27 protein-coding genes are annotated in these 24,346 nt (G+C 38.3%); 8 read left to right on the top strand and 19 right to left on the bottom strand.

All coding sequences use genetic code 11. The annotated features are described in order from the left end of the window. The first annotated feature begins 449 nt into the window (after positions 1-449). Genes pal through ABMA78_RS08460 form a run of 4 tightly spaced genes read left to right on the top strand, consistent with a single transcriptional unit; the run spans position 450 to position 3,690 of the window. The gene (pal, locus tag ABMA78_RS08475; RefSeq protein WP_392858951.1) at positions 450-941 is read left to right on the top strand and encodes a peptidoglycan-associated lipoprotein Pal; all 492 of its coding nucleotides are present in this window, start codon (positions 450-452) and stop codon (positions 939-941) included. A 10-nt stretch (positions 942-951) separates the two neighbouring features. Next, the gene (locus ABMA78_RS08470) at positions 952-1,263 is read left to right on the top strand and encodes a DUF4398 domain-containing protein (RefSeq protein ID WP_040314832.1); all 312 of its coding nucleotides are present in this window, start codon (positions 952-954) and stop codon (positions 1,261-1,263) included. A 24-nt stretch (positions 1,264-1,287) separates the two neighbouring features. Beyond that, complete coding sequence (locus ABMA78_RS08465; RefSeq protein ID WP_392858949.1) at positions 1,288-2,073, top strand: tetratricopeptide repeat protein; 786 nt, start codon at positions 1,288-1,290, stop codon at positions 2,071-2,073. Between the two features lie 12 nt (positions 2,074-2,085). Then, positions 2,086-3,690: a multiheme c-type cytochrome gene (locus ABMA78_RS08460; protein WP_392858947.1), complete on the top strand. Its 1,605-nt coding sequence runs from the start codon at positions 2,086-2,088 to the stop codon at positions 3,688-3,690. A 23-nt stretch (positions 3,691-3,713) separates the two neighbouring features. Here ABMA78_RS08460 and smpB read toward each other — a convergent pair whose 3' ends face one another. The 5 genes from smpB to ABMA78_RS08435 are packed head-to-tail and all read right to left on the bottom strand — an operon-like array spanning position 3,714 to position 8,428. Further along, positions 3,714-4,163 carry an SsrA-binding protein SmpB gene (gene smpB, locus ABMA78_RS08455; RefSeq protein WP_392858944.1) on the bottom strand — a complete coding sequence of 150 codons (450 nt, stop codon included), beginning with the start codon at positions 4,161-4,163 and terminating at the stop codon, positions 3,714-3,716. Between the two features lie 3 nt (positions 4,164-4,166). Continuing rightward, on the bottom strand, positions 4,167-4,973 hold the full coding sequence (gene rsmA, locus ABMA78_RS08450; protein WP_392858942.1) for a 16S rRNA (adenine(1518)-N(6)/adenine(1519)-N(6))-dimethyltransferase RsmA: 807 nt from the start codon (positions 4,971-4,973) through the stop codon (positions 4,167-4,169). A gap of 2 nt (positions 4,974-4,975) precedes the next feature. Further along, positions 4,976-6,058 (bottom strand): tRNA (adenosine(37)-N6)-threonylcarbamoyltransferase complex transferase subunit TsaD, encoded by a 1,083-nt coding sequence (tsaD, locus tag ABMA78_RS08445; protein WP_392858940.1) that lies wholly within the window; start codon positions 6,056-6,058, stop codon positions 4,976-4,978. A 45-nt stretch (positions 6,059-6,103) separates the two neighbouring features. Then, positions 6,104-7,438, bottom strand: coding sequence for an HD domain-containing phosphohydrolase (locus ABMA78_RS08440; RefSeq protein WP_392858937.1), 1,335 nt, complete (start codon positions 7,436-7,438; stop codon positions 6,104-6,106). Positions 7,439-7,489: 51 nt separating this feature from the next. Further along, positions 7,490-8,428: a calcium/sodium antiporter gene (locus tag ABMA78_RS08435; RefSeq protein ID WP_392858935.1), complete on the bottom strand. Its 939-nt coding sequence runs from the start codon at positions 8,426-8,428 to the stop codon at positions 7,490-7,492. Between the two features lie 23 nt (positions 8,429-8,451). On the opposite strand from ABMA78_RS08435, the gene ABMA78_RS08430 reads away from it, so the two are divergent. Next, on the top strand, positions 8,452-8,967 hold the full coding sequence (locus ABMA78_RS08430; RefSeq protein WP_392858931.1) for a hypothetical protein: 516 nt from the start codon (positions 8,452-8,454) through the stop codon (positions 8,965-8,967). Here the strand turns inward: ABMA78_RS08430 and ABMA78_RS08425 are convergent. The 10 genes from ABMA78_RS08425 to ABMA78_RS08380 all read right to left on the bottom strand — a co-directional run bounded on the left by ABMA78_RS08425 (position 8,936) and on the right by ABMA78_RS08380 (position 17,475). After that, entirely contained in the window at positions 8,936-9,910 is a 975-nt protein-coding gene (locus ABMA78_RS08425) for a hypothetical protein (RefSeq protein ID WP_392858928.1), read from the bottom strand. The genes ABMA78_RS08430 and ABMA78_RS08425 overlap by 32 nt on opposite strands. Further along, positions 9,907-10,929: a hypothetical protein gene (locus tag ABMA78_RS08420; RefSeq protein ID WP_392858926.1), complete on the bottom strand. Its 1,023-nt coding sequence runs from the start codon at positions 10,927-10,929 to the stop codon at positions 9,907-9,909. Before ABMA78_RS08420 ends, ABMA78_RS08425 begins: the two co-directional genes overlap by 4 nt. Next, a complete protein-coding gene (gene hpt / locus ABMA78_RS08415; RefSeq protein ID WP_392858923.1) occupies positions 10,922-11,434 on the bottom strand; it encodes a hypoxanthine phosphoribosyltransferase in 513 nt (170 codons plus the stop codon). Before hpt ends, ABMA78_RS08420 begins: the two co-directional genes overlap by 8 nt. A 17-nt stretch (positions 11,435-11,451) precedes the next feature. Continuing rightward, positions 11,452-12,267, bottom strand: coding sequence for a uracil phosphoribosyltransferase (locus ABMA78_RS08410; RefSeq protein ID WP_392858922.1), 816 nt, complete (start codon positions 12,265-12,267; stop codon positions 11,452-11,454). Then, positions 12,251-12,913 (bottom strand): thymidine kinase, encoded by a 663-nt coding sequence (locus ABMA78_RS08405; RefSeq protein ID WP_392858919.1) that lies wholly within the window; start codon positions 12,911-12,913, stop codon positions 12,251-12,253. Before ABMA78_RS08405 ends, ABMA78_RS08410 begins: the two co-directional genes overlap by 17 nt. Positions 12,914-13,046: 133 nt before the next feature. Next, entirely contained in the window at positions 13,047-13,718 is a 672-nt protein-coding gene (locus tag ABMA78_RS08400) for a hypothetical protein (protein ID WP_392858918.1), read from the bottom strand. A gap of 47 nt (positions 13,719-13,765) precedes the next feature. Next, positions 13,766-14,314, bottom strand: coding sequence for a hypothetical protein (locus ABMA78_RS08395; RefSeq protein WP_392858916.1), 549 nt, complete (start codon positions 14,312-14,314; stop codon positions 13,766-13,768). Then, positions 14,314-15,825, bottom strand: coding sequence for a Gldg family protein (locus ABMA78_RS08390; RefSeq protein ID WP_392858913.1), 1,512 nt, complete (start codon positions 15,823-15,825; stop codon positions 14,314-14,316). The genes ABMA78_RS08395 and ABMA78_RS08390 overlap by 1 nt, the downstream gene beginning before the upstream one ends. Then, entirely contained in the window at positions 15,822-16,574 is a 753-nt protein-coding gene (locus tag ABMA78_RS08385; RefSeq protein WP_392858912.1) for an ABC transporter permease, read from the bottom strand. The genes ABMA78_RS08390 and ABMA78_RS08385 overlap by 4 nt, the downstream gene beginning before the upstream one ends. Continuing rightward, positions 16,567-17,475 carry an ABC transporter ATP-binding protein gene (locus ABMA78_RS08380; RefSeq protein ID WP_392858909.1) on the bottom strand — a complete coding sequence of 303 codons (909 nt, stop codon included), beginning with the start codon at positions 17,473-17,475 and terminating at the stop codon, positions 16,567-16,569. The genes ABMA78_RS08385 and ABMA78_RS08380 overlap by 8 nt, the downstream gene beginning before the upstream one ends. A gap of 111 nt (positions 17,476-17,586) precedes the next feature. Between ABMA78_RS08380 and ABMA78_RS08375 the strand changes: the two genes are divergently transcribed. Then, positions 17,587-18,564, top strand: coding sequence for a bifunctional oligoribonuclease/PAP phosphatase NrnA (locus ABMA78_RS08375; protein ID WP_392858908.1), 978 nt, complete (start codon positions 17,587-17,589; stop codon positions 18,562-18,564). Positions 18,565-18,574: 10 nt separating this feature from the next. Here ABMA78_RS08375 and ABMA78_RS08370 read toward each other — a convergent pair whose 3' ends face one another. Beyond that, a complete protein-coding gene (locus tag ABMA78_RS08370) occupies positions 18,575-19,066 on the bottom strand; it encodes a hypothetical protein (protein WP_392858905.1) in 492 nt (163 codons plus the stop codon). Positions 19,067-19,503: 437 nt separating this feature from the next. On the opposite strand from ABMA78_RS08370, the gene ABMA78_RS08365 reads away from it, so the two are divergent. Both ABMA78_RS08365 and ABMA78_RS08360 read left to right on the top strand, forming a co-directional pair. Further along, positions 19,504-20,157: a hypothetical protein gene (locus tag ABMA78_RS08365; protein WP_392858903.1), complete on the top strand. Its 654-nt coding sequence runs from the start codon at positions 19,504-19,506 to the stop codon at positions 20,155-20,157. A 172-nt stretch (positions 20,158-20,329) separates the two neighbouring features. Then, positions 20,330-20,962 carry a hypothetical protein gene (locus ABMA78_RS08360; RefSeq protein WP_392858900.1) on the top strand — a complete coding sequence of 211 codons (633 nt, stop codon included), beginning with the start codon at positions 20,330-20,332 and terminating at the stop codon, positions 20,960-20,962. 172 nt (positions 20,963-21,134) lie between these two features. Here the strand turns inward: ABMA78_RS08360 and ABMA78_RS08355 are convergent, their stop codons facing one another. The 3 genes from ABMA78_RS08355 to ABMA78_RS08345 are packed head-to-tail and all read right to left on the bottom strand — an operon-like array spanning position 21,135 to position 24,344. Beyond that, positions 21,135-22,598 carry a hypothetical protein gene (locus ABMA78_RS08355; RefSeq protein ID WP_392858898.1) on the bottom strand — a complete coding sequence of 488 codons (1,464 nt, stop codon included), beginning with the start codon at positions 22,596-22,598 and terminating at the stop codon, positions 21,135-21,137. Between the two features lie 5 nt (positions 22,599-22,603). After that, the gene (locus tag ABMA78_RS08350; protein ID WP_392858895.1) at positions 22,604-23,869 is read right to left on the bottom strand and encodes a TRAP transporter large permease; all 1,266 of its coding nucleotides are present in this window, start codon (positions 23,867-23,869) and stop codon (positions 22,604-22,606) included. Then, a complete protein-coding gene (locus tag ABMA78_RS08345) occupies positions 23,850-24,344 on the bottom strand; it encodes a TRAP transporter small permease (RefSeq protein WP_392858893.1) in 495 nt (164 codons plus the stop codon). Before ABMA78_RS08345 ends, ABMA78_RS08350 begins: the two co-directional genes overlap by 20 nt. Positions 24,345-24,346: the final 2 nt, after the last annotated feature.

Genomic DNA, 24,346 nt, shown 5'->3' with positions numbered 1-24,346 from the left:
AGTCTCATTTGCGTCTAAAATTTGTGAGGAGTATTAAAGCAACTTGAGATTTAATTTAAATTTTGAGGATTGAAAAAATGCCTGGCCGCAACTTAAGCAGAGACAGGAAAAGACGGCGGCCAGGCTTTTACACACAAGATAAGGACTTTTCAATAACCTCAAATAAACATTATTTTGACTGATTCACATTGTAAATAGCTCTTCTCAAACTTTACCTTTTCTTTACTTAAATACTTGGCAGATATTAGAAAATTTTCTTGTTTTGAAAAATGGACGTTTTAATAAAAGAAACACAATCAAGTATGGGTTTTTAATAAACCGAGCAAAATACTCTAGTGAAATCTCCTTTTCTGCCGGTATCTAAACACCTAAATTTATTATATACTTTAAAGGTATAGCTATTTTCCAGATTACAATAAAATCTCTACATAAATGGAAAGGGGGAACAAATGAAAAAGCTTTTTACACTATTACTTTTAGGTTCTGCACTAGTTATGACTTCATGTGGTTCATCATCAAAAACTGATGATTCATCTTCTGTAGAATCTGTTGATTACAACAATGCTTCACTTGAAGTAAATGGTGACTCAGACTCTGGTAAAGCAGGTAATCTAAGAACTGTTTATTTCGCATTCAACTCTTCAGGACTTAGCTCATCAACAAAGTCAACTCTTGAAGCAAACGCTGACTTCTTAAAAGAAAATACTTCTGTTGAAGTACAAGTAGAAGGTCACGCTGATGAAAGAGGTGGACGTGAGTACAACATGGCACTTGGTGAAAACCGTGCACGTGCAATTAAGAACTACCTAGTAGCTCTTGGTGTTGATGCTTCAAGAATCTCAACGACTTCTTACGGGAAAGAAAGACCAATTTCATTTGGTCACAATGAAGATTCTTGGTCACAAAACAGAAGAGGAAACTTCGTAATTATTGCAAAGTAATCTTTAAAAAATGAAAAAATTAAAAAATAAAATCACATTTTTAATTTTACTTCTATCTTTGGGTAGCTGCGGTCTTACGACCGTACGCCCGAAGTTAGAAATGACTTATGCACAGGTTGCTTTCCTTGCGGCCAAGGAAGCTGGCGGACAAACACTCGCCCCTAACCTCTACCGAAAGGCCGAATTCTACTACTTAAAAGCGAAATCAAGCTACAAGAGAAAATTCTTTAATAAAGCTAAGAAGTACGCCATTCTTTCTAAGCAATTCTCAGAAAAGGCCGAATTCAAGGCATATCGTAAGAAAACTCTCGATAGCATTTAATATATCTTATTCGGAGAATTTCTCATGAAGAAAACTTCCCTACTTACTACGATTACATTAACTACATTAATGGGTGCTTCTATGACGTCTTGTAAAACACAAGAACAAATTGAGCGCGAACAAAAAATCAATACCATGTCTGTGCAAATGCAACAGAATCAAAAACTAAACGCTGACTCTGTTTCAAAGATGCAGGAGCTGCAAGATAGTGTTCTCCAATTCCAAGGACAACTTGAAGAGTACACTAATGGAAAAGATCAAAAGCTTGAAACTGTTGATCAAAAACTTCTAAAACTTGAAGAACAAAACACTGCTCTTACTGACGAAGTAACAAAGCTTACTGCTAAGATTGAAGAACAAGATAAATTCATCAAAGAAGTGCTGGCACTGTTAAAAAAAAAAGAAAGTAAGCGAAAAGAATTAGCAAAAGCTAAAAATCGCTCGCCTTATAATCAGGCCATGTTCCTTTATGGGAAAGGTAAATACAGTGAAGCTCGTCCAATCCTAGAGAAGCTTTTTAAAGAAGGTAAAATAAAAGGAAAAAGACGTGGGCGTATCATTCACAATCTGGGAATGATTTCTTATATCCAAAAGAGAAATGACGATGCTGTCACATACTTCTCGACTCTTTATACATCAATGCCAAGCTCTGCTTACAACGGTAACGGACTAGTCTATCTAGCAAGAACGTTTAAGAGACAAGGGCAAACAGAACAGGCCATTGTGACTCTTGAAGAGATGCTTAAGTCATTTCCAAAAAGTCGCCACGTCCCTACTGCTAAGAAGCTATTAGCTAGTTACAAAAAATAAGGTATGTAAATAATGAAACGAATTTTAGGACTCCTAGGCTTAACCTTTGCTCTTTCTTGCCAAAGTATTATTGACTTAGATCGTGATAGTGAAGAGATAAAGATTGAAGGACCGAAGTTTTCGATCCTCTTTTCTCACTCAATCTCTGGTGAAACTCATCCATGTGGCTGTCGCCAATTCCCTCTCGGAGGTCTTCCTCAAGTAGCGGGTTTTATGAGTGAATTTAAAAAGGATCATCAATACCTCTATATCGACACAGGTGATATGCTCTTTCCTTCATCTGTTGTCCCAGGACATATTGAAAAGTCTCAAAAATTTGCAGCGGTCTCACTGGCAAAGGGATTAGATAAACTTGGCCTGAAGTATACAATCCCAGGTGATCAGGACTTAGCAGCAGGACTCGACTTCTACAAAGAAGTTCTTTCTCAAGTTAGTTTTAAAGTCCTCGTTTCAAACCTTGCTGATAAAAACTCACTACCCCACCAAGAGTTTGCTAAGATTACTTTTGGAAAGAGCACAATCTTTCTAACAGGAATCGTTGCCGGGGGAACCCTACAATCTGAATACAGAGACCTATTTGTTAACCCAGTTAAAAACTTTAAGGACACAATAGCGAAGCTTAAAGAAGCAGGCTTTGATGAAAAGAATCCTCTTCATAAACTTGTTCTTATGTCTCACGCTGGACTTGACTATGATAAGAAGTTTGCTGAAGCATATCCGGTTATTGACTGGATCATTGGCTCTCACTCACAAAGCTTCACTAATTACTCAATTGATGTTGGAACAACTCAAATCGTTCAAGTTCTTTCTAAGAATCACTACCTTGGTGAAGTCGCCTTCTCTGCAGGGCCTGAAAAGCTAGAAAAGGAATTTTCTTACCATGAGATGCGCGAGCAATTAGGAGAAAAGATCCCAAATAATCCATTCACAACTTTTATTAATAACCACAAGCAAGAGCTTGATAAGATTCGTGACCAGGAACAAAAGAGCCTAAGCTTTGCTGACACTGGAATCAAGAAGCTTTCAGATACTAAGAGTTGTCTTGAGTGTCACTCTGATCAAGGTGATCACTGGGCAAAGACTCCTCACGCGATTTCTTTTGGAACGCTTATGATTGCCAAGGAAGAGAATAAAACAAGCTGTATGCAGTGCCACTCTCTTGGAATGAATGAAGAAGGTGGTTATATCAACCACAACGATATTGTGCACTTTAAAGACTTAAAAACAAGTGATGCAAAATTTAAGGCCCACAAAGACAAGTACTGGCAGGATGTAACAAAAGCCTTTAGTGGTGTGACTTCTGTTCGTAAGCTTGATTCTAAGAAGATTAAATCAATTCGCGTTGCATGGGATAAGGCCAATGAGAAACACAATGTGGAGCACTCATTTGCCAATGTACAGTGTCTTAATTGTCACGCTATGGTTACAGATCACCCATTTGCTATTGAAGACGAGACTCAAAAGAAGGCCCATACAAAGGCCGCGATTAAGAATAAGTGTCTTGGTTGTCACACAAGTGACCAATCACCTGAGTGGTATAAGAAAGATCGCGATGGAATTTATTCTGGAGTAAATGACGAGTACTTCGATAAAATGTATCAAAAAATGACACACTAAAATTTATAAGGGGGCCTCACTTCTTACTGATAGTCCCCTTTTCTTAACTTTCTTTCCACATCTTTTTTCTGCTGATCAGATCTCTTATCATGAAGCTTCTTCCCTTTTGCTAGGGCGATTTCAAGCTTAACACGTGAGCCTTTAAAATAGATGATCGTTGGAACAATCGTAAGCCTTTCGGCCTTTGCACGGTGAGCGATCTCAGCAATCTCTTTTTCATGTAAGAGTAGCTTTCTCTTTCTCGCCTCTTCGTGATTGAATTGATTTCCAAATTCATACTCAGGAATTTTGATATTATTGGCCCAAACTTCGCCGTTCTTATCAATTGTAATATGGGCCTCACCAATCGAGACCTTTCCCGCACGTAGAGACTTAACCTCAGTTCCCACTAAGGACATTCCTGCTTCGTAAAGTTCAAGTAATTGATAGTCGAACTTCGCTCTCTTATTTTTGGCTATTATTTTCTTTCCCATAATTTACTCATTTAAATACTTATATAAATTTTGAAGGTCCTCTAATTTTAGCGCTTCTGCTCTAACTGTCAAAGGCTGATTGATTTTGGCCAAGGCCTGTTCAATCTTATCCGCAGGAGCATAGGTCTTAAGAACCTTACCAAGCTGCTTTCTCTTAAATTGAAAGACTGCTCTTAAGAATTTCTCAAACTTCGTAAACTCAGAAAGAGGGATCACTGGACTCTCCAGGCGTTCAAAACTAATAACAGCTGAGTCAACCTTTGGCGGAGGAGTAAAGGCACCAGGAGGCGCTTTAACAAGCAGAGATGTCTTAAAATATGTTTGTGATAAGGCCATTAGTGAGCCCATGAAATTCTTCTTTGAAGCGAAGGCAAAGACCTTATCTGCCACTTCTTTTTGAAACATCAGCGTCATATACTTAATAGATGGAGTCTGTAAGAACTTAAGAAGTAGTGGAGTTGAAATATTATATGGCAGGTTTGAAACAAGCCATGTCCTATCCCCTAGCCCCTTTTCACCGATAAAGGCTTCAAAATCAAATGCTAAGGCATCTGTAAAATTAATATTTTCGGCCTTAACAATTGGCGCTAGATATTCAATCATGCGCTCATCTTTTTCAACCACGTGAAGGTTTTCATTATGAGCAGCTAAATTCTTTGTCAGAATTCCCGGACCTGGCCCGACTTCAATAATATTGCCTGCAGACTCAGCAAAGTCGTCTGTAATTTTTGAAATAATATTTTGATTATTTAAAAAGTGCTGACCGAGATCTTTATTGGCCCAAGGTAGTTTTGTTTTTGACTCATCCATGATTAGGCCTTCCTATGTTCTTTCTTATTAATAAAACGTGATCTCGCATCGATACTTAGTGTGTCTGGATATTGAATACGACTATTATAATTTCTAAAAGCATAATTTGCGATCATGGCACCGTTATCAGTACAGAATTTAGGCTGCACAAAATGCACTTGCTTATACTTTTCTTTTAAAACTTGTCTCAGATAGCTATTACAAGCAACTCCACCACCAACAACAATTGGAAGGTTATTAAATCCTTTCTCTTTTGCGGCCTCAAGGGCGTAGCGAAGCTTAAGCTTAAGAGCTGAAACAATGGCGTGCTGGTAAGAAGCACAAATATCTTTGGTATCCTGATTGATATCTTCTGGTGACTTCACAAGATACTGAGGGTTCTTATCAAGGAACGTTCTTAAAGACGTCTTCACCCCTGAAAAGCTTAGGTTACAATCTTTTGATCCCTTTAAACCAATTGGGAATTCAAAGCGATTGATATCACCTTCTTTGGCAAGGTCATCAATAATACGGCCAGCTGGATAGCCAAGGCCCATAAGCTTTCCACCCTTGTCATAGGCTTCACCTGCGGCATCATCAATCGTCGAGCCAAGAACTTCAATCTCATCACTTGCTGTCACAAGTGTGTAGAGACTATGTCCCCCACTGACTAAAAGTCCTAAGTATGGATATGAGACTTTCTCTGTAAGATGAATTGCTTCAAGGTGAGCAAAGAGGTGGTTTACTGCAAAGAGGTCAACTTTCTTTAAAAGAGAAATTGTCTTAGCAGCATTAAGTCCCGTTAAAAGTGGCCCAAGAAGCCCTGGGAAAGTTGTCACGCCAACAAGATCAATATCTGAAAGCTTCACACCGGCCTTAGCAATTGTCTGCTTGATAAGAGGAGCTAGCTTTTCGAGGTGATTTCGCGAGGCAATCTCAGGAACAACTCCACCCCATTGGGCAAGCATCTGCTCTTGAGAAAATAGCTCAAAGGCCAACACTTCAGGAACCTCTCCTTGAGAAATCTTATCTGGATCTCCCTTGAGAACTGCAACTGATGTGTCATCACAACTTGTTTCAATACCTAAAATATATTTAGTGGCCACGAAATATTCCGATCTTACGAGTAAATAATAAGATGCACCCTATCATTATTTTAAGATTTTATCGACAATTTTGATGATTTTTTCAAAGTGATCGCGTCCGAAATTATCCGCTAAGTACTGATAAATAGTACGGCTTTCGTCGAGGTTGTAATTGCGAAGCTCAATCTGCTTAGCAAGTTCATGAGCAACAATAAAGACGGCCGTTAGTGGCTTGATCTGATTGGCATAAAGTCCACGAGGAAATCCTGAACCATCCGGCCTTTCATGGTGATTGATTAGAATCTCATACATATTCTGATCAGTTAGCCCTTCTTTCTCAAGCATCTCACTCATCAAGCGCCCATGCCCTAGAACGACGTTCTTATCATAATCAGAAAGCTCGGCCTTAAGTAGTTCTTCTTGGGAAGAAATACGGGCCAGAGCCTCATCTTCAAGAAGAAGATCGTGAAAGACAGAGGTGCGGATTATGGTTTCAATATTATCCTTCTTTCCCCATGCTAGCTGCTTTAAGATCTCAACCCCAAAGAGGCTCGTCAGATAGCAGTGGTCATAGAGATAATTAGTCATATTCTCGCGCTCTTTTAAAAGAGTTTTAAGCTTAAGACTTCCCTGCGCAAGTTTTGAAATATTTGAAATATAGCTATCGACAACAGTCGATGTTCCAGTGCTAATTCCATAGCGGCCAACAAGACGCTTAAGAGTCATCATTGACTTCTGAGCAATATCTAAGTGTTCAGCTGGAGTGGAAGGATCATACTTTAAGAATGAAACCTCTCCTGCTTTATTCACATACTCATCAATATCGTCCTTGTTGATATAGAGGTAATTAATATCGCGATCCAGATAGCTTTCAATTTGAGAAATTGTAAATGTATCCCCGCGGTGAATAACCTTTACGAATTTTGAATCACTAAGTTTTACGTAAGTATCACAGATGGCCAGTGTTCCCCTAAGGAAGTATTCAGTATTGATCTTCTTATAAGCACTACTAGACTGAACAAAAGTCGAGATCCCACCAAGTTGTGTTAAGAGCTTTTCAAATTTAACAAATGAAAATGGCTTTGGCAGATGCTCTCTTTTCTTGTGATAAGTTACATCTCTTTCAAAATTTACAAATTCTGCTTCAGTATATGAAGTGATAATAAGAGATGGAATATTGCAATCGATAGCATCACAAAAAGAGAAGATATCCTCATCCCCTTCTCGGAAATAATCTGAAACGATTAGCTTGAAATCTTTAGATGACTGAAGCTTTGCCTTTAATTCCTTAAAATTAGAAACACGAACAACATTCACACCCTGGAAAGCATTCTCGATTCCCAAGACATAAATATCACTAAGTTCAAAATCTGGTTCGGCCACTAGTACGTTAAAACTCATAGAGGATATTTTAACACTTCCATGCTTAGAAACTAGAAGGAACTTTGTGCTTTAACGAACCCAGTATAAAACCATTGCGATATAGCAGCTTAAAAAGACAGCACCAGCAATGCGGTAGAAAGACCTTTTTGCAAAACAAAGTGCAAGTAAGAATAGGGCCGCAAATATCAGAGCAGACATCTCAGGTATAAAGTTTTCTGCAATTTTGATTTTGTAAAATGCTAAACTTCCCAGAACGAAGGCCGCATTGAAAATATTTGAACCGATAATATTTCCTGTGATGATATCCGAGTTCTTCCCCTTCTTGCTTGTCATGATGGCCGTAACAAGTTCAGGAAATGAAGTTCCAAAGGCAACAAAGATGGCCGAAATAACATAATTTGAAATTCCAAATTCTAGAGCGACAGCTGTTCCACTCTTAACAAGTAACTCTCCCCCACCATATAAAAGAGCGAACCCAGCAAAGAGATGAATGATTTCTTTTGGCCCAATTTTCTCTTCCTGACTTTGAGGCTGTTTCTGGTCTCCAAGGTGAGCACGTTCCTTTTTCATTGAAGCGAATGTGTCCCATAGATAGAAGGCCATAAAACCAATAAGTAGTGCACTTCCCCACCAGTAAACCTGGTCTTGTAAAAGAACAATTGCAAGAATGGCCGTAAGCGCTAGATGTAGTAGAAGTTGTTTCTTAATCTCTTGTCCAGAGATGAAAAGGCGCCCCATAAGTCCCGACACACCAAGAATCAGAAAGAGATTTGCAATATTTGAGCCCACGATATTTCCCAGAGCAATCCCCGGCTCACCGCGATAACTTGCCAGCTGAGAAACAAAGAACTCTGGAAGAGATGTTCCGAAACCAACAATGAGAAGGCCAATAACAAGTGGTGATAATCCAAGGGCCAATCCAATCTTTTCCGCGGACTCCAGAGCAAACTCCGCACCGTAGTAAAGCATAACAATAGCAAGAATTAATAACACAACTTGTAAAACCATATTTTATTTCCAATAATTAGCTTATGACTAATTCAAATAAGACATCTAATAAAAATCTCAACGACATTTTTTCTAAGTTTAACAAAAAGACATTCAAATATCTAAATATTTCGACATGCTTGATTGCAGATGCCTTTGTCGCTCTTTACCTTTATTTAGTTTATGCTAACCCGAAGACCTATCACGAAAGCTTTAAGATTGCTTATCAATCACTAAGACTTGTTGATCCAAGCATTGCAGATGGAATAAAGGATCCAAACTTTCAAAATCAGCTTATCCAACTGATGATTCAGACTGTGATATCAATTATTTGTATCTACCTTGTCATTCACTTTATTATTTATATTTTTCGTATCTATAATAAGAAATTTGCTCACGGCTATATCAAATTCTACGCCTGGACAGGTGGGGTGCTCATGACAATCATAGCGCTCTTTAACCTTGGGACACCAAGGGTTGCCATGTTCTTAATTCCAGGGTTACTTCTACTCTTTAATGCACTGGGATTTAAGCACGAGAGTCAAATGAAGGAAGAATAAAATTTGTTAAGTGAGGAAGGGTCCAATCAGGCATGCTACGAGCTTGCCCCTTAGCTTTTTGTAGTCCACAAACTGCAAGCAAGAATGAATCGAAGGCCCTTACATTCTTTACAATAACTTCTAGGTCATTATCGTAAATAAAGATTCCTAACTTATTTTCAATCTTCTTCACAATATCAAGACGGGCCTCTACCCCAAGGTCAAGATCCGTTAAGTTGACGATATTCTTTTTAAGAATAATTCGACTCTTAAGCAGTTCAAGTAGAATAAGATTCACATGCCCTTCATAGAATTGGCACTCTTCTGGAAAGTGTCTCTTCATATAAGAGAAGCGTGAAAGCATCATAAGAGATGTATTTCCAAATGAATCGAAAGTTGTATTAAATAGTTCTAAGAGTTGATCGTGGTAAGAACACCAAATCCAAAAATCAAGTGAGCGATTCCAATAAGGAATAAAGCCTTTCTTAAGCCTTCTCTTAAAAGACTTTGAAAGCATAAAGTCATTTGATTCTTTTCCAAATGTGTCGCGATAAAAGTGAGTGAGATCCTCAAAATTTCTTTTGCGCTCATACTCTTTTGGATTCTCTTCTTCCATCTTGCGATCTAACTCTAGGATTGATGCAATATCTTCGCGAACCTTCTTCACATCCCCTACTGGACATTTTGCAACACCAGGACACTTAAGGTCACAATTGTGACAAGGAGGTTTTGAAAGTGGAAAGTCGATAATAACGTGTTCAAGATTATACTTATCAATCCACTGGTTGAGGATATCATCTCCGTCCTCAACATCTTCATCGCGAACTTCATCTTTTACATGAAGAATTGATTTAAGAAACCAGCGTCCGCTTCCCTCGTGGTGATCAAGAAGACAGAAGAAGAAATTATCTCTTCGCCCACCCTTCATTGAAAGTCCTGCAACACGATTGAAGCTTAAATTCATAATGGTTTCTCGACACTAAATTCTAACACCTGCATATCTTTTGCACGTGATAGTTCTTTTAAAACTTGGCCCTTGTGTTGAGGTCCATGTGCAAGTAAGAAGCATCCGCCTCCTCCAGCTCCACATACCTTCATTCCAATAACCAAATTTTTTTCACGTAATTTATTATAGATCTCACGCATATCATCTGTGACGATACCTGAGAAAAGTTTTTCTCTTTGAGCACCTTCTTGGCAAAGCATTCCAAGAAAGTCATCGTACTCACCATTTCTAATGGCGTTGTAAGCACTAAAAGTAAGATCACGAATTTTTCCAAGCCCTTCTCTTACACCATTTTGGTTATCAAAGAAGTCTTTATAGACTTGCCAATTATTGATGGCCGAAAGTCTAAGTTGTCCCGAGTACACAAGTGTTAGATGTGACTCCACAAAACTTTTAAACTCTTCATTGTAGAGCTGCTCAACTTCAATACAACTATTTGTAGCCTTAAGAGCAAGCACCCCTCCATAAAGAGCAGGATAGTAATCTTGATATCCACATGGGCCCTTATTTAAAATCTTGGCCTCAATATTTTGAACTGTATTAATTGCGGTTTGACGATGAAACTCAACACCAGCGTAATCACATAGCGCCTTATAAACAGTTACTCCCATCGATGAAGAACCACCAAGGCCTGCACCTGGAGGAGAACCTGACTCCGTCGTTAAACGAATTCCACTTGTTAACTTAAAGTGATGAAGGATCTGAGCAAGAAAAGAGAGTGGCCCAAAAGTGTCACTATCAAAATCTTCATAAGTAAAATCAACGCTAGAGTGTCTTGTGACAGAATCGTAGTCAATTGAAACAAACTCAACGCCTTCAAATTCAATTTCCTCAACCATAACCTTGGCCTTAAGTGAGGTCGCAAGATTTAGAGTTATTGTATGTCTTAAGACCTGATTTAGAGGAACGATATCAAGTGTTCCACCAAGAAGGTCAACGCGAACTGAACCTTCGGCCTTGGCAATCATATTATCCATTATAAATTCCAATATACGGAAGCTCTCGGTAGCGGCCATCGTAATCAAGCCCGTAACCGATAACAAATTTATCTTCAATCTCAAAACCGAGATAATCGATTTCAACATTATGTTGTGTTTTAACTTTCTTATGGAGAAGAGTCGCTAATTTAATTGTCTTAGGTCCTCTCTCTTTTAACATCTTAGTAAGCTCACTAATTGTTAAACCAGTATCCACAATATCTTCCACAAGAATGACATTCTTGTCTTTGATATCAACTTTAATATCTTTGGTGATTGAGATCTTTCCAGTACTTTCAGTACCCTTGTAAGAGCTCGCTCCAATGAAGTCAAAATATACTGGAGAATTCATTTGGCGAATGAGGTCGGCCACGAAGATGAAAGCACCGTTTAAAACTCCGATGATGACAACTTCCTCTCCTTGAAAGTCTGAATCGATCTTAGCTGCTAATTCTTTAATTCTTTCATTAATCTTCTCTTCAGAGAAGTAAGTTTCGATTGCCATGAATTCTTCCTTAATTCCTATACAAATGAATTATTTAAAATTTCTCCAACGCCACCTGCGCCAGGAACAATATATTGTTTTCCAGTAAGGCCAACTTCTTCATCCCATAGAGTTCCTGGAATCGTCTTTAAGACGTGATCAGGAGATAGCCCACGATCTAAGCGCAGAGCATAGATCTCAACATCAGGATGGTCTTTTTGCATTCTCTTAATATACTCAGGTGTGACGATAAGATTAAGTGAAATATACTTAAGTGCACGTCCCTTAACTTTGTCTTTATAGTGTCCAATGGCAAATGACATTGAACCACCTGTGGCACCCATCGGATCAGGAAGGAGAACGATAGCGTTTTCTTGGCCACCGCCAATCTTTGATCCTGAAACATCAACACCTATCACCTGCTCATTCTCATCAACCTTACGTTGAACATAGAAGTGATCTTGGCGAATGAGTTCTGGGTTTAAAAAGTAATTTAGGTTTTCAAAACAGATATGACTTGGAAAAGTTCCTGCTCGTGCAAGGTCGACACAAAGAACAGGTTGCTCTCTCTTTATCACTTCTTGCTTAAAGATGGCCTTATCTGTAAGTCCGGCCATACGAGAGCGAACTTCTACAACTTCTTTAGGAAAAGAGTTTCCAAGTACAGACTCAAGTAGAATGAAATAGAGTTTATGAATTAAGTGATTTAGTTCTGGCTGAATGACACCTTCACTTGAAAAGCGCGCAAGTAAACTCTCAGCAAGAGGATTGGAGAGAATGAAAACATTCTCTCCATATTTATGTTCGATTTGACTTATTTTGTAATGATTCGAATTTTTAGATTGTGTTTTCATTGTTCAATTTCACCTCGCCATTAGAGTTTACCTCTTTTAGGCCTCCAAGTGAAATCGAAAATGCCTTAACATCTTCATCTTCTTCGTAGTAATCAAAGTGAGCTCGACAACGTGCTTCGTAAAGATCGGCTTCACCTACTAAGACAGTTTTTGAATTGTCAGTTGGTAATCTGTATGACTTCGAAGCAGGTGCTCCACAAACAGTACAGATTGCTTGAATCTTCATCACATCATCAGCAATACATAATAGCTCAGGCATTGGGCCAAATGGCTTTGATTTGAAATCCTGATCAAGACCAGCACAAATAACGCGAATTCCACGACGTGCTAACTTTGAAACAACTTTAATAATAGTTGCATCAAAGAATTGAACCTCATCAATTGCCACGATACGAGTTGAATCATATACCTTCTGTAAGATTTCAACAGCGTCTTTGACTGGTTCAGCTTCCACGTGTCTCTCTGAATGGCTTACGACATTCGTTTTGTGATAGCGATCATCAATAACAGGTTTGAAAATTTGAACTTTTTGACGAGCAATTTGTGCTCTAGTTACTCGACGGATAAGCTCTTCCGTTTTTCCAGAAAACATTGGGCCGCATACGACTTCAATGCCACCAGTTGCGTGTGCGTGACTTGCGTACATTGACTTAAACTCCTCTTAATGTCAGATATTTTTTTGTGTTGTGTCTCTAAATTCTATTATGACGGCCGGGCCAGTTTTAGGCCACTTACATCTTCTTTCAAAACTGGAAGGCAACGCGCTCAACGCGTAAAGACTAAATAAAGCTTATCATGAGCATAAGGTACATCATCATAAAGAGCATGAAGCCTACAATGAGTAAAATCGGAGACATAAGAATGAAGAAGCTCTGCACAAACGAGAAGCGAAGATTATAACGCAGACCAAAGTATAGGTAGATTGCCTGAGAAATAAATTTTAAAAAATCTCCAAAGATTGGAATAATTAAGAAGAAATTCCCAACTAACGCACCTGCAATCACGTCTTCTAACTCAATATCCTTTAGGTCTTTATCAAAGAGACTGGCAAAGATTGTGATAATTAAACGCCAAAACTTAACAAATACCCAAGCTGAAAGTGGGAAGAAGACGACTTTAAATAGTGTCGAAAATAGAAAAAGTTTTTGCTGAAACTCACTCGATGAAAAAACAGCTGGCAAGAATCCATCTTCTGCCATTTTCCCTGCGAGGTTAATTCCAATATGAATTTGTGCTAGTGAGTAGAGGCCATAGATAAAAACAAATGGCCAAGAAGCTAGGGCGAAGTCAGCGAATTTTAAATTAATTCCGCGCTCACTCTCCTCTTTTACGATCTCAAAAAGTCTCGCTTCTTTGATACGCTCAATCTCTAACCTATGCTCAGCAATATTTGAGTTCACAAGTTTAGGATAAAGAAGATATTTAATGTATTGAATATATATTTCTAGCACGTCTTTATTTTAATCGAGTTCCTAATAAATTGAAACTAGGCAATGACCTACTTTTTCAGTTCAGTAAAGAAGAACTCTTTTGGTGTTTGTAAAACTTCACGAAATTTCTCGTATGGAATACTTGAGCGATCTCGATTCTTATCCTTTGCATCTGCTGGGAAGGCCGTCTCAAAGCGAGCAATAAGCCACGTCGTCTTTGTGCCATCTTTAACGGCCAAATAAAATGACTGATTTAATTCAATCTTTTTGCCCACCATGAAGCTAACAATTTTTCCATTGGCAAAATTAAATGTGATAGTCTCTGCCCCATCAAATTTTAATAAGGCCTCGTTAATATCTTCACTATCGAGGATGCGATCAACCTTTAGCTTCTGAAGCTCATCGTAGAAAAGATTAAGATTCTCTTCAATTGCATTTTCTACTTCAATTATATTTCCCGCAACGCTGATTGAATTAATCTTTCCGTAAGTTGAAAAACTTAGAATACTTCTTTTCTGATTTATCAGGGCCACTTCTTTTTGCTCATCTTTTTCAACTAAGAAGTAAGCAGCAAAGATAGAAAGAACTAATATGATAAAGAGATAACGATTTTTCATTAAGCTGAAAACTTCCTTCTCTGGAAAAGAACCAGAGCAATCACAAGGTATGCTAGAGGAAGAACAACAATCGAAAAGTAGAAGATCACTTTCTTTTCAATATCTGAAACGAGAAGTGGAATCTCTTTAAATACCACCGAGTGAAGTGATGTTAATTGTCCTTGACCAGATAACCAGTGATATAGGTTTGAAATATACTTAAAGTTACTTTGGTAGCTAAAGAATTTATTTGAAATGAAGGCCGAATTCCCAATGGCCACCATTGCAGGAACACCATCTCTTGTAAGGGCCGCGGCCATATCAATTGGCCCTTCGATATCTTCACTATCTTTTTTCACATCCCCTGCAATCACCGAGATCATCTTCTTCTCGGCCCAGCTCTGTGGTGTGGATGTCGCTAGCGCGTGGTAACTTCCCTGCTCTTCTTGAGAAAGAGTTGATGAAATTGATGAAACAAGTGGAAAGAAAACTCTCTCTTTAAAGTCAGAGTTAATATTTAAAGAATCAAAGCGAGAAATTATTGGTGCTGTTCCCTTTGATGACTCAAGCCCATTTACAGGGTCCATCACAATATCATTAGCGATATTAAGACCGTTTGTAGAAAAGAACTTCTTAAGATTTGGAAGTTTTTCTCCGTGAAAATTAGGCATGATCGCAGCGAAGATACGGCCACCATCAAAGTAATAACTTTCTAATTTTGAAATCTCTTCTTTTGAAAAATCATTTGTTGGCTCAAGTATTGTGAAGACATCACAAGATTTTGGGATCTCATTTGCTTTTAGAAGATCAACAATATTTAAGCGATAAGCAGATTGCTTTAATACATGTAGAAGCCCTGTGAAGCCATTATCTGAGCTATCTTGAAATTTCGCATTATAATTAAAACAAATTGCAGGATCTTTTTCTCTTTCAAGACGAATTAGGCCATTGGTAATTCCTAGTTCTAGAATACGAGTCACCACAACTTTCTTAAGTTCTGCACCATCTTGCTTGGCCAAGACAATTGAAGGCGAAACAGTCACTCCATACTGAGCAATCATATCTGGCCTTAACTCTGGATCATAGAACTTTGTCACAAGAGAAGGATTTTGATTCTTATAAAGCTCAAGAAGAGAAAGGATCGCGTTCTTTGAGTCTTTATTAGAAAAGACCACCATCTCTACTTTATCATCAATCTTTTTAACTGTTTTAACAGTCAGCTCAGAAAGAGTATTTAATTGTCTTTTACTTAAGTCCCAAATTGGCCCACGTTTAAAGACAATAAGATTTAAAACGGCAAGGATACAAAATAGTAAGAAGAATGCCGTAAAGTTAGAAAGAAGATTCTTTCCAAAAGTACTTTTTACAAAATTTCTAACTTCTTCAAGGTGAAAGTAGAAAGTTAGAACAGTTAGGCAAAGAGCGATAATAAATGTCGCACCTACTAAGAAGATATGCTCAGGGATAATGAGAAATAAGAAACAAGCGATTAGATAGAAAATTGCACATAAGCTTAGGGAAATCTTTTTCATTTTCTAACCCCCAAATTACGAATGCCAATGAAGCTAAAGAAGCCGATAAAAGAAAAGATATAAACTAAGTCAAAGCTTGAGACTGCTCCCCTAGCAAAGTAGAAGATATGTGAGCTAAAACTAAAGTATCTCATCATGGCCTGAATCATTTCATTATCAATAACATTCGAGCTTGCATAAATAATTAAGAAAGAAAAAAGTGCACCAAATGAAATAACAATGGATGCAATATAAGAGCGACTTAATAAAGAAGCGTTAAGCCCAACAATTAAGTAACAAAGCCCTAGTCCATAAATTCCCAGCATATTCGTAAATAAAATGGCAAAGTCGTTAAAGCCTTTTGGCGCTAAGAAAAGAGGAAGTATAAAAATAGGTAAAGTAATAAAGACGAGCTTCGTTGCAGCTGCCAAGTACTTGGCAAAGAAGATTGAATCATCTGTTAAATTTGAAAGCTTTAGAAGCCCAAAGGTATTTTCTCTCTTCTCTTTAACAAAGGCCCCCATCGTTAGCATTGGAGCAAAGAAGAGTAGAATAAAATTTAGGGCCGAAAAAGTCGGAGCGATCACAAAGTCCACAATTGTCTTATTTGTTAACTGTGGTGCCATTTGAAGATTATTATAGAAAATTGCAGACATAATAAAATTTGAAATGGCCGCAAAGATATAAATAATCGGAGAAGAGAAGCTTTCGCTAATTTCTTTCTTATATATAAGTTTAATACCTTTAAAGAGAGGAAGTTTCTTATTCATGCGTCTCCTCCTTCTTTGCCGTTAGCTTCTTAAAGATATCCTCAAGCCCAACCTTGATATTTTGTTGCGATAAAATAGCTAAGTCATTTTGAGCAAAGTACTTTGAAAGTGTAATTCTTAAGTCACTATCTTGTGTTTGCCCACTAAACTCGTAAACGCCATCCTTATTAATAAAACTTATTCCCATCTCTTTTAGGCCCTGAAGCTTTGCTTCATCCACTGATTCAAACTCAACTTCAACTCTTTGAGAAACTTCAAGCTTCTTCTCAATATCTTTAATTGGCCCATGAGCGACGATAACCCCTTCATGTAAAATTGCGATATCATCACAAATCGAAGCAAGATCACTTAGCTGGTGAGAAGAAATAAAAATTGTATGATCTTTAGAAAGATCCTTAATCACATCTTTAATTTGAATGATGGCATGAGGGTCAAGGCCAACTAACGGCTCATCTAGAACAAGAAGCTTTGGGTTGTGGCAAATTGCAGCAGCAATCCCTACTTTTTGTTTATACCCCTTTGATAGATTTTCAATTCTTTGGTGCGCGACTTCCTTAAGCCCACACTTGTCGATAACTTCTTCAATTGAATAAGTCTTATCTGCAATCTGATAAATCTCTTGGACGAATTTTAGAAATGGCCTCACACACATATGGCGATATAAAGCAGGCTCTTCAGGTAGGTAGCCGATCGTTAGCTCGCTATCTTTAATAAGACTGCCAGCTGTATACTCCTGCTCTTCAAGGATGATTTTCATAAGAGTCGACTTACCTGCACCATTTGGCCCAAGAAATCCTAAGACTCCTTTGCGACCGATTGTGAGATTCACCCCTTTGAGAACATCTTTACCAGGAAATGTTTTTCTAATGTCCGACAACTCTACAAGGTTATTGTCACTCATTCCATAAGTCCTTAAATTAAAAATCCTTCTTTAAAATCCTAACAAAAAATGAAACAATAAGAAAAGTCTTAAAATTTAATCATTTACCTAACTCTGCCGACTAGGATAAATATGACCAGAAATGTAGATCGCTTTAAGAAGCTTATTGAAAAAGCTAATAATATTGTTATTACAACTCACATCTTTCCAGATGCCGATGGTATTGGAAGTGAGATTGCCCTGTGTATGGCCTTAAGAAAATTAGGCAAGAATGCAATTTGTATTAACGAAGAAAAGTTATTCGATCGCTATCGCTATCTAGATCCAGATGGTGTGATTACAAATTACAATGATTCAAAAGACTACTTTGATAAAATTGATCTATTTATCGTAACAGATACTAACGCTCTTCCAAGAATTGGAAAGAACGTTCAAGAGCTTGTTTTAAAATCAAGTGAACTTCTATTTATTGACCACCACCCTTGCCCTAAAGAGATCGCGGCCATTCACTGCGTGGACTCAACAAAGGCAGCAACAGGAGAATTGGTTGGCGAATTAATCGAGGCCCTTGGTGTAAAATTTGATAAGAAGATGGCCTTGGCCCTCTATACTTCAATCATTATCGACACAAGCTCATTCCGCTACCCTACAGTAACAGGAAACACTCACCGAATTGTTGCCAAGCTTATGGATACGGGAATTTCACCTCCGCAAGCCTTCAATCAAATCAACGGTGTTAAACAAGTTGAGTATATGAAGCTCATTGGAAAGGTTCTTTCATCTTGTCAGATGAGTCCAAACGGCAAGGTCGCTTGGATTTCTTTAACAGAAGAAGAAATTGAAAGCTTTGGTTGTGAAACTGAAGACACTCATGGCTTTATCAATCACCTTCTTATTCTTGAAGGAATCGAAGTTGCTTGTATGTTTAGAGAAGTTGGCGACAAGGTTAAGATTTCATTTCGCTCAGTTAACCAGACAGTTGATGTTGGCGTGATTGCACAGGCCCTTGGTGGTGGTGGGCATAATCACTCTGCAGCGACAATCATTGATGGAAACCTTGCTAAGGTTATTCCTGAGGTCATTGAAAAAATTGAATTAATGATTGAGTAGAAACGACTCTTTATTGATTAAGAATCTTTGCTAGAACATCTCTTTCTTTATCAGAAAAATTAAATGCTCCTGCTGTTAGCACACCCTTAAGCTTTTCTTGAGTTGCTGGATCCTTTGGATCATTCTTTGCGATATCCCCAAATGGCTCACCTTCTGGAGTAATCTTTACTTCGGCCTTTGTTGCCTCTTTGATAACTTCTGCTTTCTCTTGAGCAGGAACAGGTGCTGCTGCAGGTGGCTTTGGAGCCGCTTGTGCCTGCTTACTCGCCTTGTGTTCAGCGATAGCAGCTTTCATTTTTTCTTCTTTTTCTCTTTTGTGATTTTCGATCTTGGCCTTTATTTCGCCTCTACTTAGCTCAGAAGGCCTTTCACGACGAACAATCTTTTGTCCGCTAGTTGATCTAGGAGCTACAGAATCCGAAGAAACCTCGCTGCGACTAACTCTCTTTGTTGCAGGATTTGAATTCGTTCGTAAATTTGTTCTGTCACTTAATAATCTCACCCTTCTATTTTAACCTTTTCCCCTAGCAGATGTTAGGTGGAAAATTTCGTGGGATCCCCCCTCCTCGCACAAGGTTTCGACCAGTTACCTAGGCGGTGGCCATTTTCTACGGCAGTTTTCAAAGTAAAATTCTCAAGTAGTCATCCGGCCGTCACCCCTCAAAAAAAGTCATGGAGCCCTCTTCTAACCTACTAAAATCATTCAAAGAATTTTCAAAAAATTTACATTTTTTTCAAAAAAAGTTAATTCGCTCCAACATCACCTTGTTTAAATTCTTGATTTCTTCATAATGCATTTATCGAAATTGAAGAGAGAACGATTTGTGGTCTTTGTCGTACGTCAGTGGAGTTCAATTAGTTGTAAAAGAGCACAAGCCTTCAAAGAGACTTCTATTAAAAGGAAAATTAATAATCAATAGAAAGTCATTTGAGGTAATTATGAAAAATTCTGTAGTATTTAAGCAATCGAAACTTTTAATCACTTCTGCACTTGTTGCCCTGTCGCTACTTACGACGTCATGTGGTTCAGGGGACAGTTCAAAGAACATGGACATTCCAGGTGTTGATGGCCCAACAGTTGTTCTTCTAGGCGATGATATCTTAGTTGATATCGTTCTAGAAAACATTTCTGTAGAAGGTGGTGCTCGTTACAACATCCCTAACTACAACAACTCTTATGTTGAGGTTTCACCAGACCTTCAATCTAACGGTACATTACTTGCTTTCTCTGTATCGCTAGATGATATTTTTGGAGATAAAGTTGATCGTTTAGATCCACTTACTCTGCCAGGTGGACGTGCCATTCCAGGTGTTTCTGGTGGTGCCCTTCCAGCAGTTGCTTTCTCAGTACCAAGTATTAAGAACATCGCTTTTTACGTAGGTCCACAAATCTTTGGTATTTGGGTTCCAGTTAAAAACCTTAATATGGCAGGTGCAATGCTTACAACTCGTTTCTACACAGATAGTAAGAGAGTTGGTAACCTTTCACTTGTTGGTGAAGATGCAAATGGTGAAAACGGTGGTTTCTTCCTAGCGCTTACAGTTTCAAGCTCACAAGAAAGATCACTAGAGAGACTTGCTGATAGATACTAATTAGTAGTCCAAAAAATTCTGTAATATCTGACCAAAACATTCTATACAGGAAAAATGCCCCTAGGAATCTAGGGGCTTTTTTTTTCTTCAAAAAAAATTAAGAACCCCTTCATATCTGTCGATAGATGAACATACGAGAGAATTTTTTCCTATAAACTAGTGAGGTATGGATATGGAAATCACATTAAGAAAAAGACTACTGACAGTCGTAGCTCTACTAAGCTTCTCTTTCTTCTCTGTTTCTTGTGGAGAAGGAAATGTTGACATCCCAGGTGTTGATGGACCAAATGTTAATCTTCTAGAAGATAATGTTGTTGTTTCAATGGTACTTGAAGATGTTTCAATTATGGCAGGTGCTACTTACAAAGTACCTAAATACAAGAAGTCATTTATCGGACTTAACCCTAACCTAGAAGGTGCAGGTTCAGTTCTAACTTTTACAGTTTCACTTGATGATATCTTCTCATCAGATGTAAACAGACTAGACCCTAAGACTCTTCCTGGTGGACGTATGATCCCAGGTGTAGCAGCAGGTGCTCTACCAGCAGTAGCTTTCACTGTTGAAAAAGTTAAGAATATGGCATTTTACGTAGGTCCAAAAGTTTTTGGTATTTGGGTACCACTACAAAACTTTAACCTTTACGGATTTGCATGGACTAAATCATTCAAAGCTGGTGACAAGAGAGTTGGAAACATCTCACTATTTGGTCAAGATGAGAATGGTGAAAATGCAGGTTTCTTCCTAGCTCTATCTGTTAAATCAGCATACGAGAAGAGACTTAAAAAACTTTCTAGAAAGTATTAAGCATCCGCAAAATTGACTGGCATAGGCCAGTCTATTGTTTGCGGTGCTAGCTCCCCTGCTCTTTAGCTAGACAATAGGAGCGAGAGCGAGGGTTCAAGCCCGAGCGGTTCGACTCAGGAGCAATGGAAAAATTAAAGCACAAAAAACAAGGCCCGCTTAAAGCGGGCCTTTTTTATTCAGCTTGAGTAACCCAAATCTTCCACCTAAATTTCGTCTCTTCATTATTATCAAGAACAATCTTAATTGGACGACTTCTCCCCTCGAGATCATTAATAACAAAGAACTCATTCCCTAGAATGCTCGTCATATTATAAAGACCTTGATGAAGGTTATAATCGATTAGGTATTTAATAAACGTTAAACTCATTGGCGCCTGAAGGCTTCCAAGGTTATCCACTCTCTTCATTTTAGAAAGTTGTTTTCTTGTTTGATAGCTTCTTAAAGAACCGTTGAATCTCTCAAGAGTCTTCTTTGAGAATTTATAATCATGCTTGAAAGAAGTCATAGCAACTTCTGTCTGCTTCTTTGATTTCTCATAATTTAAGACGGCCGTTTCAAATGCAGAGAAAACAATTTCCTTAACAGGCTCTGGCTTCTTTGGTTCAGGCTTAGGCTTTCTGACAATCTTAATCGTCTTAATATCAACAGTCTTTACCACCTTAGGCTTCTTCACTTCAACCTTGGCAACGATTTTAGGTTCTTCCTTAACGACCTTTTCTTCAACGAGAGTAATTCCCTTCTCATCAAATTCACGCAGAGAACCAAACCAGAATACCTTTAAGTCATCCTCACCCTTTAAAGCGGTACGAATGATTTCAGCACTCTTATTATCAATGGCGACCTGATCCTTCGTCATTTCTTCATAACGAGAAAAACAGGCCTCTCCCTTCCCACTAGCATTAATAATTTTATAAGCACTAGTCGTTAGGATTTCTTTTTTAATCTCTTCAACGTTAATTGCAGATAGGTAGTAATCTTCTTCACTACATAAACTTTGAATTTCACTTTTAACAAATTGACAGCTTTTAATAAGCGAAGACTTACTATCTCCACCAAAGCTCTTATTTAAAATCTTAACTAAGCTTGGATGGTAATTGGCCAGGTCAAAGCGACGATCTGTTTGTAACTTGATTGGGTACTTCCCCCAGTCCACAATATCAGGAAAATAGTCTGAAACCCTTTTAATAAAGAGCTTCATATCTTTTGACTTTGGTTTACATGACTTAAAAATCCCATCGTAATTTAGTGAGCAGCTTTTTTCATCACCTAATTGGTAAAGAGCAATACTCGACTGGCGATAGAATTCATATAGACTCGCGATACTTGTTAAGCGAACAAGGTAGCGCATATATTCAATATTCTCGGCCATCTCGTGCTTTGAACAAGCAAAGTTTGGATAGATATAGCGATCAAATTCTTGTGTTAGATCAAAGATAGCAGGCTCAAGCATTTGACTAAAATAAGTGCGCCCAGTGACCTCATCTAAGAACTCTTGTTTTTCATTCTGATAATCAATAACTAATCTTGGATCGAGTGGACCTTCATAGACTTCAAAATCCCACTCACCCTTTTTCACGTCTAAGGCCGAGGCAGAAAATCCCAAGGTTAAAATTTGTAAGTATTTAAAAATATTCATCCTCTTTATTTTACCCAGATAAGACTCAGAGCAGGAACATAGGTAATAATGGCCAAACAAATTAGTAAAATAAAGAGAAACGGCAAGGCCGAGCGATACAGTTCAGTAATTGGCCTCTTAAATCGAATTGAACTAATGAACAGGTTAATTCCTACAGGAGGAGTAATATAGCCGATTTCTAAATTTGTTAAAAAGACAATGGCCAAGTGAATTGGGTGAATATCAAATTCTTGGGCCAGTGGTAGGATAAGTGGAACGACCACAATTATCGCACTAAAAATGTCCATTAAACTTCCTACAATTAAGAGGAAGACGTTCAGAAATGCTAAGAAGGCATACTTATTGGTAAGGATATGGTTGAAGGCACCAAAGAGCTGATTTGGAACCTCTTCATCAACTAAGAAATTTGTCAGCCCAAGAGCGCAACATAGGATAATAAGGATAGCACCTACCATCGTCATTGAGTCCACAACAATTTTTGGGACATCTTTTGTAAAGCTAAGGTCACGATAGACAAAGCACTCAATCATTAAAATATAAAATGCCGTAAAGGCCGCAGCTTCAGTTACCGTTACAACCCCACCGTAGATTCCGACAAGGACAGCAGGCACTAAGAATAGCTCAAAGGATGCACCTTTAAGTGCAAGTAATACTTCTTTTAAGTCAAACTTCCCTTTTTCACTACGCTGTTTCGGGGCCTTTAGAATTGAATAAATAGCAAGTCCAATAATAAGAAGCATCCCTGGTACAATTCCGGCCTTAAAGAGTTGATCAATATCAACACCAGCAACAATTCCATAGAGAATAATTGGTAAGCTTGGCGGAAATAGCAGCCCTAGGGATCCCGACGTCGTGATAAATCCCATCGTGAATTTATCATCATGGCCACGATTCATAAGAATTGGATAAATTAGTCCACCAAGAGCTACGATTGTTACCCCACTGGCACCAGTAAAGGCCGTAAAGAAGGCACAAAGAACAAGCCCTACTATCGCAACGCCACCAGGCATCCAAGAAAGGAGTGCATTTGTGAAACGAAATAATCTCTTTGGTGCATTTGATTCAGCAAGTAAGTAACCTGCAAAAGTAAAAAGTGGAATCGTTAGGATTGTCGGAGCAGAGGCCAGGCGGTAAATCTCAACAGAGACGGCCGATGGCTCAATACCGTTATGAAAGAATGCAGCAAGTGCAAGTCCACCTAGAACGACAAATAAAGGCACTCCAATTAGTGCCAAAACAAGTGCGGCAATACTAATTGTTATGAGGCTCATACTCTTCCTTAAAATTTAAAAAGGCCAAGATCGTACGAAAAAAAATCAAGGCAAAACCACATGGAATAATTGCAACTAAGACAGAAGAATGTAGACCAAGCGAAGTTAAATTTCCAAATTGTTTTTCAACATTATAGAACTGAACACCTGAAGCAAAGAGCCAAGTTGTTCCCACAATAATACATAATTGAGTCAGCTTATTTAAAAAGAATAAGGTGCGATATTTACCTTCACTCTCCAAGTACTTTGGGAGAATCTCAATTGAAATATGCCTCGACTTACCACTGGCAAGAGTTGCACCCAAGAAAGCTAGAGCAAAGACCAGATGGCGAACAACAGGATCCACCCAAGAAAAAGAAATATCAAACCAACGTAAGATAATGGCCAAGACACTTAGTCCTAGCATAATAGCGACGTTGGCCACAACGAGCCAACCAACAATTTGATCTGTAACTTCTTCTACTTTTCGTATCATAC

The sequence above is a fragment of the Halobacteriovorax sp. RZ-2 genome (assembly GCF_043196685.1).
Taxonomy (GTDB): Bacteria; Bdellovibrionota; Bacteriovoracia; order Bacteriovoracales; family Bacteriovoracaceae; genus Halobacteriovorax_A.
This window is presented reverse-complemented; position numbering and strand designations above follow the sequence as displayed.

Excerpts from the sequence above, each read along its gene's own strand:
- ABMA78_RS08345 (WP_392858893.1), bottom strand. The coding sequence starts at position 24,344 with ATGATACGAAAAGTAGAAGAAGTTACAGATCAAATTGTTGGTTGGCTC.
- ABMA78_RS08380 (WP_392858909.1), bottom strand. The coding sequence starts at position 17,475 with ATGAGTGACAATAACCTTGTAGAGTTGTCGGACATTAGAAAAACATTT.
- ABMA78_RS08410 (WP_392858922.1), bottom strand. The coding sequence starts at position 12,267 with ATGAAAACACAATCTAAAAATTCGAATCATTACAAAATAAGTCAAATC.
- ABMA78_RS08470 (WP_040314832.1), top strand. The coding sequence starts at position 952 with ATGAAAAAATTAAAAAATAAAATCACATTTTTAATTTTACTTCTATCT.
- ABMA78_RS08375 (WP_392858908.1), top strand. The coding sequence starts at position 17,587 with ATGACCAGAAATGTAGATCGCTTTAAGAAGCTTATTGAAAAAGCTAAT.
- smpB (WP_392858944.1), bottom strand. The coding sequence starts at position 4,163 with ATGGGAAAGAAAATAATAGCCAAAAATAAGAGAGCGAAGTTCGACTAT.
- ABMA78_RS08395 (WP_392858916.1), bottom strand. The coding sequence starts at position 14,314 with ATGAAAAATCGTTATCTCTTTATCATATTAGTTCTTTCTATCTTTGCT.
- ABMA78_RS08460 (WP_392858947.1), top strand. The coding sequence starts at position 2,086 with ATGAAACGAATTTTAGGACTCCTAGGCTTAACCTTTGCTCTTTCTTGC.
- ABMA78_RS08430 (WP_392858931.1), top strand. The coding sequence starts at position 8,452 with ATGACTAATTCAAATAAGACATCTAATAAAAATCTCAACGACATTTTT.
- ABMA78_RS08425 (WP_392858928.1), bottom strand. The coding sequence starts at position 9,910 with ATGAATTTAAGCTTCAATCGTGTTGCAGGACTTTCAATGAAGGGTGGG.
- ABMA78_RS08440 (WP_392858937.1), bottom strand. The coding sequence starts at position 7,438 with ATGAGTTTTAACGTACTAGTGGCCGAACCAGATTTTGAACTTAGTGAT.
- ABMA78_RS08405 (WP_392858919.1), bottom strand. The coding sequence starts at position 12,913 with ATGTACGCAAGTCACGCACACGCAACTGGTGGCATTGAAGTCGTATGC.
- hpt (WP_392858923.1), bottom strand. The coding sequence starts at position 11,434 with ATGGCAATCGAAACTTACTTCTCTGAAGAGAAGATTAATGAAAGAATT.
- rsmA (WP_392858942.1), bottom strand. The coding sequence starts at position 4,973 with ATGGATGAGTCAAAAACAAAACTACCTTGGGCCAATAAAGATCTCGGT.
- ABMA78_RS08360 (WP_392858900.1), top strand. The coding sequence starts at position 20,330 with ATGGAAATCACATTAAGAAAAAGACTACTGACAGTCGTAGCTCTACTA.
- pal (WP_392858951.1), top strand. The coding sequence starts at position 450 with ATGAAAAAGCTTTTTACACTATTACTTTTAGGTTCTGCACTAGTTATG.
- ABMA78_RS08465 (WP_392858949.1), top strand. The coding sequence starts at position 1,288 with ATGAAGAAAACTTCCCTACTTACTACGATTACATTAACTACATTAATG.
- ABMA78_RS08355 (WP_392858898.1), bottom strand. The coding sequence starts at position 22,598 with ATGAATATTTTTAAATACTTACAAATTTTAACCTTGGGATTTTCTGCC.
- ABMA78_RS08385 (WP_392858912.1), bottom strand. The coding sequence starts at position 16,574 with ATGAATAAGAAACTTCCTCTCTTTAAAGGTATTAAACTTATATATAAG.
- ABMA78_RS08420 (WP_392858926.1), bottom strand. The coding sequence starts at position 10,929 with ATGGATAATATGATTGCCAAGGCCGAAGGTTCAGTTCGCGTTGACCTT.
- ABMA78_RS08390 (WP_392858913.1), bottom strand. The coding sequence starts at position 15,825 with ATGAAAAAGATTTCCCTAAGCTTATGTGCAATTTTCTATCTAATCGCT.
- ABMA78_RS08435 (WP_392858935.1), bottom strand. The coding sequence starts at position 8,428 with ATGGTTTTACAAGTTGTGTTATTAATTCTTGCTATTGTTATGCTTTAC.
- ABMA78_RS08365 (WP_392858903.1), top strand. The coding sequence starts at position 19,504 with ATGAAAAATTCTGTAGTATTTAAGCAATCGAAACTTTTAATCACTTCT.
- ABMA78_RS08350 (WP_392858895.1), bottom strand. The coding sequence starts at position 23,869 with ATGAGCCTCATAACAATTAGTATTGCCGCACTTGTTTTGGCACTAATT.